14 protein-coding genes and 1 pseudogene are annotated in these 15279 nt (G+C 37.9%); 5 read left to right on the top strand and 10 right to left on the bottom strand.

All coding sequences use genetic code 11. The features are described 5' to 3' along the window. Window positions 1–310 precede the first annotated feature (310 nt). The 5 genes and pseudogenes from ACN6MT_RS05785 to ACN6MT_RS05765 all read right to left on the bottom strand — a co-directional run bounded on the left by ACN6MT_RS05785 (window position 311) and on the right by ACN6MT_RS05765 (window position 5004). Window positions 311–1138 (bottom strand): hypothetical protein, encoded by an 828-nt coding sequence (locus ACN6MT_RS05785; RefSeq protein ID WP_419955081.1) that lies wholly within the window; start codon window positions 1136–1138, stop codon window positions 311–313. A gap of 198 nt (window positions 1139–1336) precedes the next feature. Continuing rightward, complete coding sequence (locus ACN6MT_RS05780; protein ID WP_419955080.1) at window positions 1337–1771, bottom strand: GNAT family N-acetyltransferase; 435 nt, start codon at window positions 1769–1771, stop codon at window positions 1337–1339. A 159-nt stretch (window positions 1772–1930) separates the two neighbouring features. Then, window positions 1931–2599 (bottom strand): Type 1 glutamine amidotransferase-like domain-containing protein, encoded by a 669-nt coding sequence (locus ACN6MT_RS05775; RefSeq protein ID WP_419956386.1) that lies wholly within the window; start codon window positions 2597–2599, stop codon window positions 1931–1933. Between the two features lie 1068 nt (window positions 2600–3667). Then, window positions 3668–3769, bottom strand: a pseudogene (locus ACN6MT_RS05770) (N-acetyltransferase); the annotation flags it as partial. Window positions 3770–3894: 125 nt separating this feature from the next. Then, the gene (locus ACN6MT_RS05765) at window positions 3895–5004 is read right to left on the bottom strand and encodes a glycosyl hydrolase family 18 protein (RefSeq protein WP_419955079.1); all 1110 of its coding nucleotides are present in this window, start codon (window positions 5002–5004) and stop codon (window positions 3895–3897) included. Between the two features lie 292 nt (window positions 5005–5296). Between ACN6MT_RS05765 and hpaB the strand changes: the two genes are divergently transcribed. Further along, window positions 5297–6742 carry a 4-hydroxyphenylacetate 3-monooxygenase, oxygenase component gene (hpaB, locus tag ACN6MT_RS05760; protein WP_419955078.1) on the top strand — a complete coding sequence of 482 codons (1446 nt, stop codon included), beginning with the start codon at window positions 5297–5299 and terminating at the stop codon, window positions 6740–6742. A 150-nt stretch (window positions 6743–6892) separates the two neighbouring features. Here the strand turns inward: hpaB and ACN6MT_RS05755 are convergent, their stop codons facing one another. The 4 genes from ACN6MT_RS05755 to ACN6MT_RS05740 form a co-directional block, all read right to left on the bottom strand. After that, window positions 6893–7108: a hypothetical protein gene (locus ACN6MT_RS05755; RefSeq protein WP_419955077.1), complete on the bottom strand. Its 216-nt coding sequence runs from the start codon at window positions 7106–7108 to the stop codon at window positions 6893–6895. Window positions 7109–7459: 351 nt separating this feature from the next. Then, window positions 7460–7669, bottom strand: coding sequence for a hypothetical protein (locus tag ACN6MT_RS05750; RefSeq protein ID WP_419955076.1), 210 nt, complete (start codon window positions 7667–7669; stop codon window positions 7460–7462). Window positions 7670–7784: 115 nt separating this feature from the next. Continuing rightward, window positions 7785–8597: an aspartyl protease family protein gene (locus tag ACN6MT_RS05745; protein WP_419955075.1), complete on the bottom strand. Its 813-nt coding sequence runs from the start codon at window positions 8595–8597 to the stop codon at window positions 7785–7787. 896 nt (window positions 8598–9493) lie between these two features. Next, window positions 9494–10498, bottom strand: coding sequence for a DUF3231 family protein (locus tag ACN6MT_RS05740; protein ID WP_419955074.1), 1005 nt, complete (start codon window positions 10496–10498; stop codon window positions 9494–9496). Between the two features lie 305 nt (window positions 10499–10803). Between ACN6MT_RS05740 and ACN6MT_RS05735 the strand changes: the two genes are divergently transcribed. The 3 genes from ACN6MT_RS05735 to ACN6MT_RS05725 all read left to right on the top strand — a co-directional run bounded on the left by ACN6MT_RS05735 (window position 10804) and on the right by ACN6MT_RS05725 (window position 14070). After that, window positions 10804–11817: a DUF3231 family protein gene (locus tag ACN6MT_RS05735; RefSeq protein WP_419955073.1), complete on the top strand. Its 1014-nt coding sequence runs from the start codon at window positions 10804–10806 to the stop codon at window positions 11815–11817. 394 nt (window positions 11818–12211) lie between these two features. After that, complete coding sequence (locus ACN6MT_RS05730; protein ID WP_419955072.1) at window positions 12212–13201, top strand: DUF3231 family protein; 990 nt, start codon at window positions 12212–12214, stop codon at window positions 13199–13201. Window positions 13202–13449: 248 nt separating this feature from the next. Beyond that, window positions 13450–14070, top strand: coding sequence for an NAD(P)-dependent oxidoreductase (locus tag ACN6MT_RS05725; RefSeq protein WP_419955071.1), 621 nt, complete (start codon window positions 13450–13452; stop codon window positions 14068–14070). A 97-nt stretch (window positions 14071–14167) separates the two neighbouring features. On the opposite strand, the gene ACN6MT_RS05720 is transcribed toward ACN6MT_RS05725, so the two are convergent. After that, window positions 14168–14497, bottom strand: a complete 330-nt coding sequence (locus tag ACN6MT_RS05720) for a four-helix bundle copper-binding protein (RefSeq protein ID WP_419955070.1) — start codon at window positions 14495–14497, stop codon at window positions 14168–14170. A 265-nt stretch (window positions 14498–14762) separates the two neighbouring features. Between ACN6MT_RS05720 and ACN6MT_RS05715 the strand changes: the two genes are divergently transcribed. Beyond that, window positions 14763–15245 (top strand): FUSC family protein, encoded by a 483-nt coding sequence (locus ACN6MT_RS05715; protein WP_419955069.1) that lies wholly within the window; start codon window positions 14763–14765, stop codon window positions 15243–15245. Window positions 15246–15279: the final 34 nt, after the last annotated feature.

Here is a 15279-nt window from a genome sequence, read left to right as displayed (position 1 = left end):
TCAGGCTAATGTATATCGAGGTTGCTAAGAGGCATATATAAGCGGATATATTCCGATTAACTGCTCTAAATAAGACAAAATCCAAAGATTTGGCTACTATAAGCGGAAAAGCTTCCTTTATTTTTAATGAAATAAGGGTATTTGCCAATATAGCCGGAATTTCTCCCTTTATTTTCAAACATAGTAAAATCCACTTATGTTTACTAAGTTAACTGGACGTAGTAGAAGTGAATTTTATAGAAAATTAGAAAAAGACAACGGATCGTCCGCTGCCTTTTTCTCTATTGCACCCAGTTTGTTAACGTTACTTTTAGCTGCTTACTAATGGCGTGCCCTCTGGAAGGATATACGTATATCCGGTATCTGCAAAGATAGCGACCTGCTCATTTAGGTTACCGTTAACTTGAAACACATATATTTTCCGTAGTCCCTTATTCGGGTCTTCCCATTGAGCTTCTTTAACAAACTGATATCCGCTGAAGCCATTCATTGTCATCACTTCCATAGCTTCTTCTTTCGTCAAGTTCAGCAGAACATTAGCAAAAGTAAAATCGTCCAATTTCCAAGTTCCATCTATATTTTTTAACGTAACTGTTTCTATGATAGGGCCATATAGTTCATTCTCAGGGAAAATTTGCTCTATGATTACTTTTTCACTAGTAGAATCGAGTATTTTAAAGCGTAGGCTGTATCCAGTAGGACCAGGAAAATACCTGGCATCACAACCACTGTAACAATAGTCCTTCGCGATCTCAAACAAGTCCGTTTTAATAAGTTGTTCAGTCGCAATTGGCTGAAAATCCTTTGACATAGAGTGATAAATTTCATCTGTTAAAACCTGGTCGACTAAATGATACTTGGATCCGGCCTCATGATAGACAGTTCTAATTTTCCCAACTAAATCATCCATGATTACTTTCGCTTGCTCTATAGTAAGTGCAGCCTGCTCATTCGACTCTTCTTTAGCTGGTTCTTCTTTCGTTGGTTCTTCATTGACTGGTTCTTCTTTAACTGGTGTTTTTGGTTTTTCAATAGTATCTGGTTCTTTCACCACTTCTTTATCTTTATCCTTTCCGCATGAAGCAAGCAGGAATAACAGCAGTAAACTGCTAAGCAGCAAAATTATTCTTTTCGTCATGAAATATCCCCTTTTATTTTATGATCGAAGACTTACCCACTACTTAACATTCTATTAAAATAGTACAATATTTATGCTCATTTCATTCATTACTTCTGTTAGGTTTCACCTGCGAAACGACCTCAGGAACGTGTACATACAAAAAGAGAGCTTTTTATTAAAGAAAAGCCCCTAGTAGTTGAAGAAAGAATACGGATATTAGTAAGATTGAGGTAACATTTTAATAAAGTATTTTGGGGATTCCGTAAACCCCTGTCGCATATAAAACCTATGTGCGTCTTTTCTCCTTGAATGACAATGTACTTCGATTCTATCGCAATTTCTTTTTAAAGCTAAATCAGTACAATATTCTTCAATTTTACGTCCTATCCCCTTACTTCTAATGTCTTTATCAACTGCGAAATAGCTTATTCGTGCGAAATCTCCTTTTACAGCTAATTGAGGTATAAAATGAAGCGAAATTAAAGCAATAACACTTTTATCTTCTTCGAACACTAATAACTCCTCATTTGGGTCCATAAGAAGTATTTCAACTTTTTCTCTAATAAAAGGTTCCACATCTGGATAGTCCAACTGTTTTAATAACAAAGAAATTTGCTTACAATCCTCAACATTTGCTTTTCTTATCCCCATTCATTCCACTCCCCAATTTTATCAACTCATTTATACCTTTAAGAAGCATTTGACTTTTTATTCAACTAAACTCCAGTTAGTTCAATAACGAAAAGGAAAAAGAGACTGCCGAAAAACAGTCCCTTCTGTTATAAAATAAAGCACCGCAGCGGAGAAATTTCAGTGCGAAAACAATTTCCAATGCCCTTCGGAGACAACTTCGACCTCACCGTCAATCACTTTGATCGCGGTTTGATCATCCATTGCATACGACGGCCCCTGCAACCCGGCGGCCCATCTCTCTGCATTAGCCATCGTGTTATACGGCAGCATTTCGTGATCCAAATGCGGGAACATTGCAAAATCGACAAGGCCCAGTGTTTCATCACCACCGTTGGGTGGAGTCCAGCCAACGAAGAATTCCCCGATGTTAGGTGCCATCACCATGCTCCCTGCACTCATTCCCACATAGACTGCGTTCAGCGACGGCAAGAGGTCTGCCAGCCCGGATTGCCGCATCCAATGGCTCAGATAGAGGGCGTCGCCGCCCGACACCAGCAGGACGTCCGTCTCCCGGACCAGCGGCACCCAGCGTTCTTCGTCGATGCTTGGCAGCGCTGTGAGCTCCAACACACCGATGGACTTCCAGCCCAGGTTGACCATCGGATTCTGTTCTTTCCCGCTGATGAACTCCCAGGCTTTGACGCCGGGACCGACCCAGGGGTGTCCGTACATAGCGGTAGGGATGCACAGGGCGTTGGAGTCGGCGATTGGTTTGCCCAGCATGTCAACCAGCGCGTCATGTATGCTTTTGTTATTAATGCCTCCAGATGTAAGCAGTAATTTCATCATCACAACTCCTTGTAGGATTATTAAGTATATAAAGGCGGTTAAAATTCAGTCCGAAGTTCACACGACTTCAGACATGACCTGGCTTTTTATGCTCTTCCTTGTCCGAAGTTCACACGACTTCAGACATGACCTGGCTTTTTAGGCTCTACCTTGTCCGAAGTTCACACGACTTCAGACTTCACCTGGCTTTTTAGGCTCTTCCTTGTCCGAAGTTCACACGACTTCAGACATGACCTGGCTTTTTATGCTCATCCTTGTCCGAAGTTCACACGACTTCAGACATGACTTGGCTTTTTATGCTCTTCCTTGTCCGAAGTTCATACGACTTCAGACATGACCTGGCTTTTTAGGCTCTTCCTTGTCCGAAGTTCACACGACTTCAGACATGACCTGGCTTTTTAGGCTCTTCCTTGTCCGAAGTTCACACGACTTCAGACATGACTTGGCTTTTTATGCTCTTCCTTGTCCGAAGTTCACACGACTTCAGACATGACCTGGCTTTTTATGCTCTTCCTTGTCCGAAGTTCACACGACTTCGGACTTGACCTGGCTTTTATGCCCTTCCTTGTCCGAAGTTCACACGACTTCGGACTTGACCTGGCTTTTATGCTCTTCCTTGTCCGAAGTTCACACGACTTCAGACATGACTTGGCTTTTTATGCTCTTCCTTGTCCGAAGTTCACACGACTTCAGACATGACCTGGCTTTTTATGCTCTTCCTTGTCCGAAGTTCACACGACTTCGGACTTGACCTGGCTTTTATGCCCTTCCTTGTCCGAAGTTCACACGACTTCAGACATGACCTGGCTTTTTAGGCTCTTCCTTGTCCGAAGTTCACACGACTTCAGACATGACCTGGCTTTTTATGCTCTTCCTTGTCCGAAGTTCACACGACTTCAGACATGACTTGGCTTTTTATGCTCATCCTTGTCTGAAGTTCACACGACTTCAGACATGACCTGGCTTTTTATGCTCTACCTTGTCTGAAGTTCACACAACTTTAGACATGACCTTGCCTTTTAAAGTTCAATCTTACTGCTGCTTTCATAAATTTAAATCTGAACGTCTACATGTCGCCTCATTATTATAAATGTTAAATACATCTTGTAAGTCTGTACCCTTAAATGGCCTAATTAATAACCTTTCAGTTCTGAATTCTAAATAAATCCCCCCTTTTAGTTACCCCATTTAGATTTATAAATTCCTATCTTAACTATAGACGGGAATGAAAGAAGGATCGTTTCAATTCAGTATCATTAAGTTTAATAGAAAAAAGACTGCGAACCATACCATCACTTTTTTACTTTTATTTTCTCAGATATGGTAGTCCAATACAGTGGGTCTTCTAAACCAAGTCGCCAAATCCCGATTCCCCGTAGGTTATATTTTTCTACAAGGTTTAGCTTAAACCCCAGACTATGGCTATTCTCAAACCATACCTGGTGGCTATGTTGATCTTTATCTACGTAGCTGAAATGAGGTGTTTGCGAACGGGAGTCCCATACCACTTTAGCGTTATATTTTTTTTTCTGATCCATTACCTGTGCATAGGAGCTATACACGGCTTTGCCTGTTGTTGTATCCCAGTCCCAGCCATAACCTGCGATACCTAGTAATATTTTTGATGGTGGGACTCCCTGTTTCAGGGCATACTGAATCGTTGCTTCTGTCCAATCGACTGACGCTGTTGACCCGGGTTTTGTTCTGGGATTGTGTTCATCGTAGGTCATAAGCATTAACCTATCTGAATATTGACCAAGTTTTTCGTAGTCAAACCATGGTGACCAGGGGTTAGCACGGGAATCACCTGTGTTTGCCGGGACTGAAACCGTAACTACTTTTCCATCACGGTGCAAAGCATCAGATAATTCTTTTATCATCAGACTAAAGGAATCCCGATCAGACAAATTCAAATTTTCCATGTCAATATTAATACCGTCATACTCAAACTGATTCATTTCATTGCGTAAGTTCTGAATGAAAACATTGCGGTTACTATCGTTAATGAGTACATTACTCGCTACCTGCTTGCCCTTCTCCACGGTTTCATAAAAGAGATTATGTACAACCATATATACCTTGAGGTGCTTCTCATGAGCACTCTTAATAACGATTTTTTTATGATCGGCTGTAACCGAATCAATCAGATTGCCTGGTTGTTTATCATCGAGCTTATACCAAAAAGGTGCAATGCTGCTTAAACTGTTGGAATGCGAGTCAACTGTAGGCTGAGACCCTGGTAATACTCCTTCCTGTTCTGTGTAGAAACCTAAAACGTCGCGAGGAGTTTTATTCGTACTGTCATTTTCTTCTTTTCTATGTGACTGACCGCAGGAAGACATTAGAATAAAGACCATGCTTAGTGAAATGATGGTGAATGACCGATAACCATTTTTCGCCATACTACACCCTCTTCTAATCAGTATCGTTCTTAAGTTAATTAGAAAAGTTGTAAAATATACACGAATTGACTTTTCCCTTACCACACTATCCTGCTCTTGTATCACAAATAGCCAGAAATCCTTAGGATAAAAACACCTATAATTATTGAAAAGTTCATTAGGATTGGCATTTTCCTCATTTTAAAACAAGGCTTTTCCAATGGGAACAAGCAATCAAGTTATCCAATAAAATGATTCTAACTAAATTAGTACGTTTTTTGTGGGATGTTCCAACAAAGGGAGCGAGTAGAAAATGGGAACCATAAGCGGAAAAGATTTTATTGATCGTTTAAATAGGTTAGAAAGTGAAATATGGTTTGATGGTGAAAAGATTAGGGGGAAACTTTCTGAGCATCCTGCCTTTAAAGGGATTCTTAAGGCAAAAGCTTCCCTTTATGATTTACAGAATGATCCCATTCTAAAAGAGGAGATGACTTTCTTTTTACCTGATAAAGAAGAGCCTATCGGACTTTCCTATATGCAGCCAAAAACAAAAGAGGATTTAAAGAAAAGACGAAAGATGATGGAACACTGGGCAAAATCCACTCATGGTTTGATGGGTAGAAGTCCTGACTATATGAATACAGCAGTAATGAGCTTTGCTTCCTCCTCTGCTATTTTAAGCGGCATGGAGAATTGTTTCCCTGAAACCATTCAATCCTTATATGAAAGGGCAATGAAGCAAGACCTCTCGTTTACACATACATTTATTACTCCTCAGGTGAATCGTTCCCAGTTCTATTTGGGAATGTCTGAGAAGCCTATTTCCGCAAAGGTTATTGAACGAAATGAAAAAGGATTGATTATCAAAGGTGCACGCCTCCTCGCTACCCAGGGTGGATTAACGGATGAAGTATTGGTTATTTCTGCTCCAAGATTATTTCTTGATCATGATGAAGCATTCGCCTTTTCCATCCCTTCTAACACAAAAGGATTAAAATTTATTTGTAGAGAATCTTTCGTGGGAGGAACATCTTCTTTTAATCATCCTCTAAGCTCAAGATATGAAGAGATGGATTCAATTGTTGTCTTTGACAATGTATTAGTTCCATGGGACCGTGTATTTTTTTATGATAATGTCGAAGCAGCTATTACCTTTATGAACGGAAGCTCCTTTCACATTTTTGCGTACCATCAAGTAGTAAACAGACAAATTGTAAAAGCAGAATTTATGCTTGGGGTGGCTCAACTCCTCGTCAAGACGATAAATGTTGGTGAATATCAGCATATACAAGAAAAAATTTCCGAAATCATCATTGGTCTTGAAACGATGAAAGCACTATTAGAGAAGTCTGAAAATGACGCAGAATTAGATGAATGGGGCTGTATGCGTCCCAGCATGATACCATTGCAAATCGCCAGTAATATTTTCCCTAGAATATATCCCCGTTTCAGCGAAATTATCCAATTAATTGGTGCTAGCGGAATGGTTTCATTACCAACCGAAAGAGACTTTGATTCGGAAATAAGAGCAGATCTGGATCAATATCTTCAAGCGGATGGCATGGACGCAGAGGACCGAGTTAAACTATTCCGTTTAGCATGGGATCTAACGATGAGTTCATTCGGTACAAGGCAAACCCACTATGAAAGATACTTTTTTGGTGATCCTGTTAGATTATCCAGTAACCTATACAGCAGCTATCTGAAAGATCAATATGTTGAAGAGATTATTAAATTTTTAAATTTAAAAACTTAAGCTTGTCTGTACAGATTGTCATGATTCAGTTTCCTCAAACCCTAAATTCACAACCCTTCGACATTCACAACAAGAAACAGGCGTTTCTACTATTGTAGGAACACGCCTATTTCACAGAAACTCCTATTCAGACGTAGTTATCAGTAAATTTTAATAAGGATAGTGGTGGTGGTGATAGTACGGGTAGTGATAGTGGTATGGGTAGTGATAATGGTACGGGTAGTGGTGGTGATACGGATGGTGATACGGATGGTGGTGGTGGTAGCCAACTCCTACCCCTGGAGCTCCAAAACCAATTCCTGGACCAAAACCAAGACCTGATCCTGGTCCTCCTAAACCAATCCTCTCAATATAGGCATTATTCATACAATCCGTCATCCTCCCCAATTTATTTACATTAGAGCATATGCATTTTTGGGATAAATTCCTGGGCATTTGCCCGAATCATCAAATTTTATATGATATATGCGGATTGAGTAATTATATGATACTGCCTATCGAACAGATTCATTCAAGATTTGGTCTGGGTGGACCAGATTCAGGTCTCTTTTTATCATAGAAATACCACTGTTAGTTTTATTTAAAATCCCTTACGTAATAATAACAAGATTCCCAACATACATGAATTTACGAACATTAAAAGTTCCTCAAAGAGATTCTCTTTTAGGAAGTCACTGTATGACATAACCCTTCGGTTAAAGGATGACTTTACTCATTCTAATCTTTTGTTTTAAAGCCTTGATTGTCATCAACTGCACCTTTCCCCGCCTTGTTATCCAGCGCTCCTCCAGAAACAGCTCCTTCCGCTGCGACTGAACCAAATGGATCAAGAGCAGAAGCCATGGTATCACCAGTAAAAGCGCCTACACCCATTCCTGCTGCCTCAGCATTATTATCTTCACGTTTGCGTTTGTTGATATCGGCCATCTATTTCACTCCCTCGTTTTTTATTGGGAAGTGCTATTGTTTTGACAGCACTGTCCTGTAACATATTTTGTCCAACAGGGTCAAAATTTACGAGGAGGGATTAATAGCAGTGTTCTTATATGTTCTCCTCATTCGTATTCATTTCAAGAATACTCCACTTTCTATTCACAAAATCTAATAGCCAATTTACTTTATTTAGTGAGTTATATCCTAGAATGATTTCCATTGGCTTTTCTAACTTTTCATTTAATGAGGAGAGGTCAATTTCAATTACTTTCAGTGCAGGAAATTGATAGTTTCCTATGACCATAGATTGCATCCTATACATAGGTGTAGTGGTGGAAGCTCCCGTGGAATCTGTTCCCTGAACATCGTTTATCCTTTCAAAATACTCAGGATATTTTTGTACAATACTCGAATCGACAACCGTTATTCCGGCACCCGTATCCCATATAGCACTAACTTTTCTCTCCCCTAAAAACGCATCTACATATGGTTTCACTTTATTCCCGATATGTAAATCAAAAAATTCCAGACCCTCACAGTCTTCCTTGTCAATTTCTACTTTATTCTCAATAAAGTTAAAATAATAGGAATGGTCATGTAAAAAATCCATCCCAATGATGTTGTGGGCTGTTGAATCTTGATCATATCGGTACATTTGAAAATCTGTCTTCTCAATAGGACCTAATGTAAATTTTGGTACAATGATGGATTCATTTTTCATTTTTGAGAACACACCATACGTATCTTTAGAACCGAATGATTCAAAACGATTGATGTAATCATCATTTCTAACCCTTGTCGTATTTGCTCCTGTATCAAATAAAAATTGATAGGATTTATCATCAATAAACCCATTTACCAAAATCTCTGCAGCATCCTCTTCCTCTAAATCATGCTTAATCATTAAATCAAAACTTTTCATTTGTTCTCTCCCATCTCTTCTAATTTCTATCTTACTAATTCGACGTTTTAATTTTCCGTCCCTCTTCCATACTTGAACAAAAATCAACACCCCTTAGTAGGGTATGAGTAAGCTCTAAAATCAAAAGACTATACATACCATCCTCATAAATTACCTCTACTATGTATTGGTTGGTTATGGTCGCAATTGTCAGCAATCACAAAATCCCATACTCATTTTGTATTCTCTTTGCCCTTTCGTCTCGATAAACCAATTTTCAATACTATTTTTCATTTATTTGTTCACAATAATATCTATAATCCTATAACTAAGGGCGTGTTATTGAATGATTAATCTTGTTCGAGTTGGATTGCTCGCTATATCATGGCTGTCACTTATTTTCTTGCCGAAAAGGTCGTTTAGAAAATACCTGCCAGTTGCAAATTTAGCAGTAAGTTTAATCCTATTAACCAGTTTATTTTCTCTCCCTTTCAAGCTTTGGATCGTGGAGAAAGGTAGTATAAAGGAAAAGATTTTTACTGATTTAAGTATCATTTTAGGACCTTTCTTTTCAGGGACTTTATGGATTTTTCATTTAACCTATGGTCGTTTTGGGCCATATTTTCTGTTAAATATGCTTATGAACTTCTTGCTCGCCTTTCCTATATGTACAATACTTCAGAAGTTAAAGTTATTTAAATTGGTTAATTTCAGACCGATTCACATCTTTATCACCTATATTTTTTATTCGATTGTTCTTTATGGGTATCAGATGTTCTTAACTAGGCCTAAAAAAAAGGGTGCTAACCCTTCCCGGATTAACGCCCCTTTAGTTTAAATGTATGATAGTTAAGATCTTGACTTTTAACAGAAGTTAACAGCGTTTGCAAAAACATCGCTGTTAACTTTTTTTACATTTAAACCCTTCTGTTCCTAAGTGCTTCCCTATCTACATTTTGTGGTGGTTGTTCTAACCAACTATTTTCAATCATCAATTTCACTCCATCATGCCCATATTGAAGGATTTCCGTGACTAACCTTGTATAATGTCCACCTAAGTCCTTTCTCAAACTGGCACCAATTGCCGCCCCGTATCCTGCGACACTAAGTTCATTTAAACCTAATATATGAAACATCATTAACTTATCTGAAAATGGTGCGTCAATGGATTGCGAGATGGTTGAATCCCATGAACTTGGCAACGGCACTCCATCTTCTACTAATATTTCTCTAAACACCGTTTCATGTTTTGCAGCTATTTCCACGCCTCTTTCCATATACTTTCTAACTTCAGGTGATTTAGCCGTTTGGGAAAAACCCGCTACAAACGTTCTGCCAATTGAGTTCGTTTCCGAGTTTTTAGAAATATGAGCTAATTCAATGGCAGTTAAGGGACGATGTTTACCTATTAATCCTGATAAGAATGATTCACTCTGAAGGTATTCTGCTTTCTCCATTGGTGCTATGGTTGGTGATCGGATAAAAGCACCTTTTTTCAGTAATAAGTCGCAAGCATTATTGTAAAGCTTCATAAACATTTCGGAAGTTGTCGAAAAGAATTCTCTAATATCTCTTCGAGCCAATACTTCGAGTAACGCCGCTGCAGCTGCTGTTCCAGCCGCAGCCATGTACTTAATATATCGTAAGGTAAAAAGGTCTGAATAGACCCGTCCTACATCTAAATTTACATCTTCTTGTGTAAACCCAATCGGTATGGCATGTTTTTCTTTTTCAAAGATTTGTTTGACTTCGTTTACAACAAAATTACAATTTGTTAAAGCTAATTCAATAATGTCTGAAGCATCTGGATCTTCATTAACCGTGGCAAAATGCTGAATGATACAATAAGCCATTGAGTTCTGCATATAAGCACCCCACAAGGCCGCAATTTCTGAAGAAACAAGTTTTGGGTTATGTTCCATTTTAATGCATCTCCTTTTATTGTTATTATGACCAAAAAGGATAATTAAATTTAATACCATAAGCCCTTATTAACTAATGCTGCCCCGTTACTTAAGAAGAAAAATGCCTTTTCTCATATTGAAGCAGAGTACCTGTATAGTAAAAGAGCAGGGTCATTTGCTGTATTCCCCATTGCTATCCTGCATGTTGGTACAACAAGCAAAAAAAACGCCGCAGCAATCTACTTCTTTAACTATTACCCTCGTTATTCCAATCAATTCATATCTCTTGGTGAATTGGTAAATAATATCGATGAGGTGACAGGATGGAAAAGGATAATTTAAAACTCACATCTTCCGAAATAGGAACTTTGTGGGGGGAGTATGTAAATGGAACAGCCATTGATACTGTAAATAGATATATGGTTACTATTATAGAAGACGAGTCAATAAAAGCCATTTTTGAGGATGCTATCAAGACTTTCGAAAAACAAAAGCGACAAATAGTTACTCTTTTGGAGAACGAGAAATTTCCAGTTCCGATTGGATTTACTGAATCTGATCTTAATAAAGGTGCAAAAAGATTGTTCTCTGATATTTTTTGCTTAAATTATTTACATATTATGACTTTACACGGTTTGCTAGGACACTCGACTTCATTAGCGGTTTCTGTCAGAGAGGACTTAAGGTTTTTTTATGACTCGTGCGATAACGATGGGAAAAGGATGTATCATCAAACAATTGATTTATTGCTTGAAAAAGGAAGTTTTCAGAGAGACCCTTTATTTTATCCTGCTGAAAACCCTGAATATGTTTCCAGCAAAGATTTCACAGATGGATTTTTCGGAAAGGGTAGAATGTTAGCAGCGACAGAAATCATAAGTATTTCTTTCAACCTTAAAAAAAGTATTATGGCAAAAACTCTTGCCATTGCATTCAGTCAAGTCACACAAATAAAAGAAGTAAGAAAATTTTTAGAGTATGCTGAAAAAATAGCTAATGAACAAATAAAAGATTTTTCAAAAATTATGCAAACGGATAATTTACCAATACCTAAGTCGTGGGAGACTGAAGTTACAACTTCAACAGACTCTCCTTTTTCCGATAAGTTAATGATGTATCATACTGGTTTCTTATTCCAAATTTCACAAGCGTATCATGGGGCAGGTTTAGCTAGTGCAATGCGAACAGACCTTGTATCTACTTATGAAAGCACCATTCTACAAAATCTTATGCTTACGAAAAAGTGGTTTAATATTATGGTACAAAATAAATGGTTAGAACAGCCACCTCTTGCTCCGAATAGAAAGGAAATAGCAAAAGAAAATAATAAAAAATAATGTCCTCACTGTGGAGGGCATTTTTATTTTCAAGAAAAATTCTTATTGAACGAACGACCCCGTTGCTTCAATAAAGTTCAACTAATAGAAGCGTTAATCCTACTTGGAACAACGCCACCTTTTAATCCTTGTTCCACCCAAGCGCTGATTCTTCAAATCCAAAAACAACAATCTTTCCATCTCTGAGTTCTCTTCCTTTCTCATATTTTTCTTAGTCATTGTAAAAGCTAGAAGAGACCGATAGGATGAAAAAATATAAAATGAAAGCTTTTAATATTGATGAGTGGTTTTTATTGAACAATGGAGAAAAATACATAGTTTCTCTGACTTAACGTTAACCAGGGTTACCAATGCCATAAAATAATCTCTGGATACTAAATTGGAGGTATTTCCTTTGGGAATTTTCAGGAAAGCAAAAAACAGCACTTTAACGGCTGCCGAAGTATCTGCTCTTTGGCTGCAATATACAGGTGATAGTATGGCAATCTGTGTTTACAAATATTTTCTTACTATTGTTGAAAACGAAGAGATAAAACCCATTATGGAAACCGCATTACAGATGGCTGAGAGCCATGTTACAAAAATCACCGAATTCTTAAAAAGTGCTAATTTCCAAATTCCATTAGGGTTTACTGAGAATGACGTGAATGTTAATGCTCCCCGTCTTTTTTCTGACCAATTTTTACTTTTTTACTCCTATATTATGACTATACATGGTTTAACCGCCTATGGCTTAGCGATTACAAACTCTGAGCGACAGGACATTCAAAATTACTTTTATGATTGTATGACTTCTACAAAGGACCTGTTTCAAAGAATTGTGGAATTGGCTAAAGACCAGCCAAAATTTAAAAGTGTTCCCGCCATTCCTTCTCCTCACGGGGTGAAGTTTATGGAAACACCAGGATTCATTGCTAATTTAATTGGAGATAAACGACCATTAAATGGTTCGGAAATCAGTACTTTATTTTTTAATTCAACGAAAACTGGATTTATCAGCTCGTTAAGTTTAGCTTTTAGTCAGGTAGCCGTGCGTGAAGACGTTCGTAATTTTCTTTTAAAAAATGTGAAATTAGCAGGAAAAGATGCTGCAGGCTTTGACGCAATCTTACAAGAGGATCATTTACCAATCCCTGAGAAATGGGATGCTGAGATTACCGACTCTACCGTAAGCCCATTTTCTGACAAATTAATCATGTTTCATGCAGGTTTTTTAGTCAATGCAGCCCTTACCTACTATGGTGCATCACTAGGTTCCAGCTTCAGATCGGATATACTCGTAAACTATACGAAAGTATTTACCCACGCTTTGGAGGCTGGCGCTATTTCCTACAATATTATGGTTAAACATGGATGGCTAGAAAAACAACCAGATTCCGGTTAAGAGAATGTTCTCTGTCCAGGGATAATCTAACAATAATTATGCGTTGTACGATAGTGCAACGCATTTTCCTAATGATTCATTTTACTTTAGATACGCCTAATGTAAAATGACTCCACCGTATATCCTCTACTTCAACTTGTGATTCTTCACAGTCCACCATTTTCATAATGTTTTCCTTTTAAAACCCAAAAGACATTAACATAACTTTTATAGTAAAATAGTAGTATTTGCAAGGGAGGCTTAATTTTATGAATATTTTACTTTTAGGTGCTACTGGACGAGTTGGAAGTCAAATCATTCCTTATGCGCTTCATGAAGGACATCAAGTTACTGTATTCGTTCGCACTCCAGAGAAGATTCAAATAACTAATGAAAACTTAACCATTATTCAAGGGAATGTTTTAAAAAAAGAGGATATCGTACGTGCCATGCATGGGATGGATGTCGTTATTAGTGCATTAAATACTGATGGCACAACCACCCTATCAGAAAGTATGCCTCTAATTATCGAAGCAATGGAAAACGAAGGTATAAAACGAATCATTACGATAGGAACAGCAGGTATTCTGCAGAGTAGAACTACACCGAATTCCCTGCGATATCAATCAAGTGAATCAAAGCGGAAATCTACCCGAGCAGCGGAAGAACATCATAAAGTTTACGATCTGCTCAAACAATCAAACCTCGATTGGACGATTGTCTGCCCTACTTACTTGCCGGATGGGAAAAGGATAGGAAAATATCGAATCGACCGTGATTTTTTACCGGAGGGTGGAGCCGAAATATCTGTACATGATACAGCAGAATTTACTTTTAAACAGATAAAGGCAAGCGATTATATCAAATCGCGTGTAGGTATCTGCTACTAATAATATTCTTATATGAGCCCTTTAGTTGAGGTACCTAAAAAAGTGCATTAACCCATTCCGGATCAATGCACTTATGATATAAAGTAAAACAGGAAATTTAAGCAATCAGGCTTCGGCATGTTTCTGCACATTTAAAACAAGCATCAGCACAATTTTGGCAGTGTTCATGATTGTGTTTTTTGCATTCATTCCCGCATGCTTCACAAATTTTTGCACATACATTTGCCAACTCCGAAATAAATGGTGTTCCTCTGCCTATCGCCTGTTCAAGGTACGCACAAATATCTGCACACTCTCTATCAAGACGAATACATTCTGCCATCATTTTGACATCCTCTTCTTTCAAACAAGCATCATAACAATGATTACACGCAACCATACATTCATGTAGTGACTCCATTACAGACTGATATTGTTCATGTGTCATGATCATTTCCCTCCTTCAAGTTATTCTTTATATTAATACCCTACCCTTGTATTCTAAAACATGGTTAATCCTGTCTCGTTAGTTCGGTAAAAAGGAACCCAGATTGGCAGCCAGATTTTTAGTCATTCACGCTGTTAACCTGAGTGCACTCCTTCACCATTTCATTGAAAGAGCGGCGTAAATTCTCTACATATAAACATATTAGTTTGGTTAAGCTTTATTATGGAAGCAAAGTAGGAAAAAACAATCATGATTGAGGTTCCCTATGGAATTACAGAAAAAGCAATTTTTTAATAAAGATTTAACTATACTAGCATGGAAATTATCTATAGGCTCTATTCTATCTTGGGAATTATCCAAACTTTTAGGCTCTCACCATCCTTATTTATCACCACTTTCTGTCATCCTAACGATTCAATCTACCATGGATAAAACGATTAGTCTTTCTATAAAACGAATGATGGGAACGATTATTGGATTAATTGTTACCGTTTTTATCGCAAGACATTTACCCATTGAGGGTTGGAGCTTAGGAATTTTAATTCTTTTAGGCTGTTATGTCTCGATGTTTTTAAAATTGGACAAAAAAGTCCTTCATCAGGTCTCACTTACGGTCCTATTTGTTTTTGTTTTTGAACACCAATCAAAGAATTATGCCATGGATAGGTTGAGAGACACGCTAATCGGTGTATTGGTTGCAGGGATCCTTCAATTCATTTGGCTTCGGTTATTTACGCGAAAAACATGACCGGACTATAGTTACTTTTTTTAATGTTTGCGAT

Origin of the sequence: Neobacillus niacini, assembly GCF_048572935.1 — a bacterium.
Classification (GTDB): domain Bacteria; phylum Bacillota; class Bacilli; order Bacillales; family Cytobacillaceae; genus Neobacillus; species Neobacillus niacini.
Note: the sequence above shows the minus strand (reverse complement) of the source record. Positions and strands in the feature narration are given on the sequence as shown.

Excerpts from the sequence above, each read along its gene's own strand:
- ACN6MT_RS05745 (WP_419955075.1), bottom strand. The coding sequence starts at position 8,597 with ATGAAAAGTTTTGATTTAATGATTAAGCATGATTTAGAGGAAGAGGAT.
- ACN6MT_RS05785 (WP_419955081.1), bottom strand. The coding sequence starts at position 1,138 with ATGACGAAAAGAATAATTTTGCTGCTTAGCAGTTTACTGCTGTTATTC.
- ACN6MT_RS05775 (WP_419956386.1), bottom strand. The coding sequence starts at position 2,599 with ATGAAATTACTGCTTACATCTGGAGGCATTAATAACAAAAGCATACAT.
- ACN6MT_RS05765 (WP_419955079.1), bottom strand. The coding sequence starts at position 5,004 with ATGGCGAAAAATGGTTATCGGTCATTCACCATCATTTCACTAAGCATG.
- ACN6MT_RS05780 (WP_419955080.1), bottom strand. The coding sequence starts at position 1,771 with ATGGGGATAAGAAAAGCAAATGTTGAGGATTGTAAGCAAATTTCTTTG.
- ACN6MT_RS05725 (WP_419955071.1), top strand. The coding sequence starts at position 13,450 with ATGAATATTTTACTTTTAGGTGCTACTGGACGAGTTGGAAGTCAAATC.
- ACN6MT_RS05715 (WP_419955069.1), top strand. The coding sequence starts at position 14,763 with ATGGAATTACAGAAAAAGCAATTTTTTAATAAAGATTTAACTATACTA.
- ACN6MT_RS05740 (WP_419955074.1), bottom strand. The coding sequence starts at position 10,498 with ATGGAACATAACCCAAAACTTGTTTCTTCAGAAATTGCGGCCTTGTGG.
- hpaB (WP_419955078.1), top strand. The coding sequence starts at position 5,297 with ATGGGAACCATAAGCGGAAAAGATTTTATTGATCGTTTAAATAGGTTA.
- ACN6MT_RS05735 (WP_419955073.1), top strand. The coding sequence starts at position 10,804 with ATGGAAAAGGATAATTTAAAACTCACATCTTCCGAAATAGGAACTTTG.
- ACN6MT_RS05750 (WP_419955076.1), bottom strand. The coding sequence starts at position 7,669 with ATGGCCGATATCAACAAACGCAAACGTGAAGATAATAATGCTGAGGCA.
- ACN6MT_RS05755 (WP_419955077.1), bottom strand. The coding sequence starts at position 7,108 with ATGAATAATGCCTATATTGAGAGGATTGGTTTAGGAGGACCAGGATCA.
- ACN6MT_RS05720 (WP_419955070.1), bottom strand. The coding sequence starts at position 14,497 with ATGACACATGAACAATATCAGTCTGTAATGGAGTCACTACATGAATGT.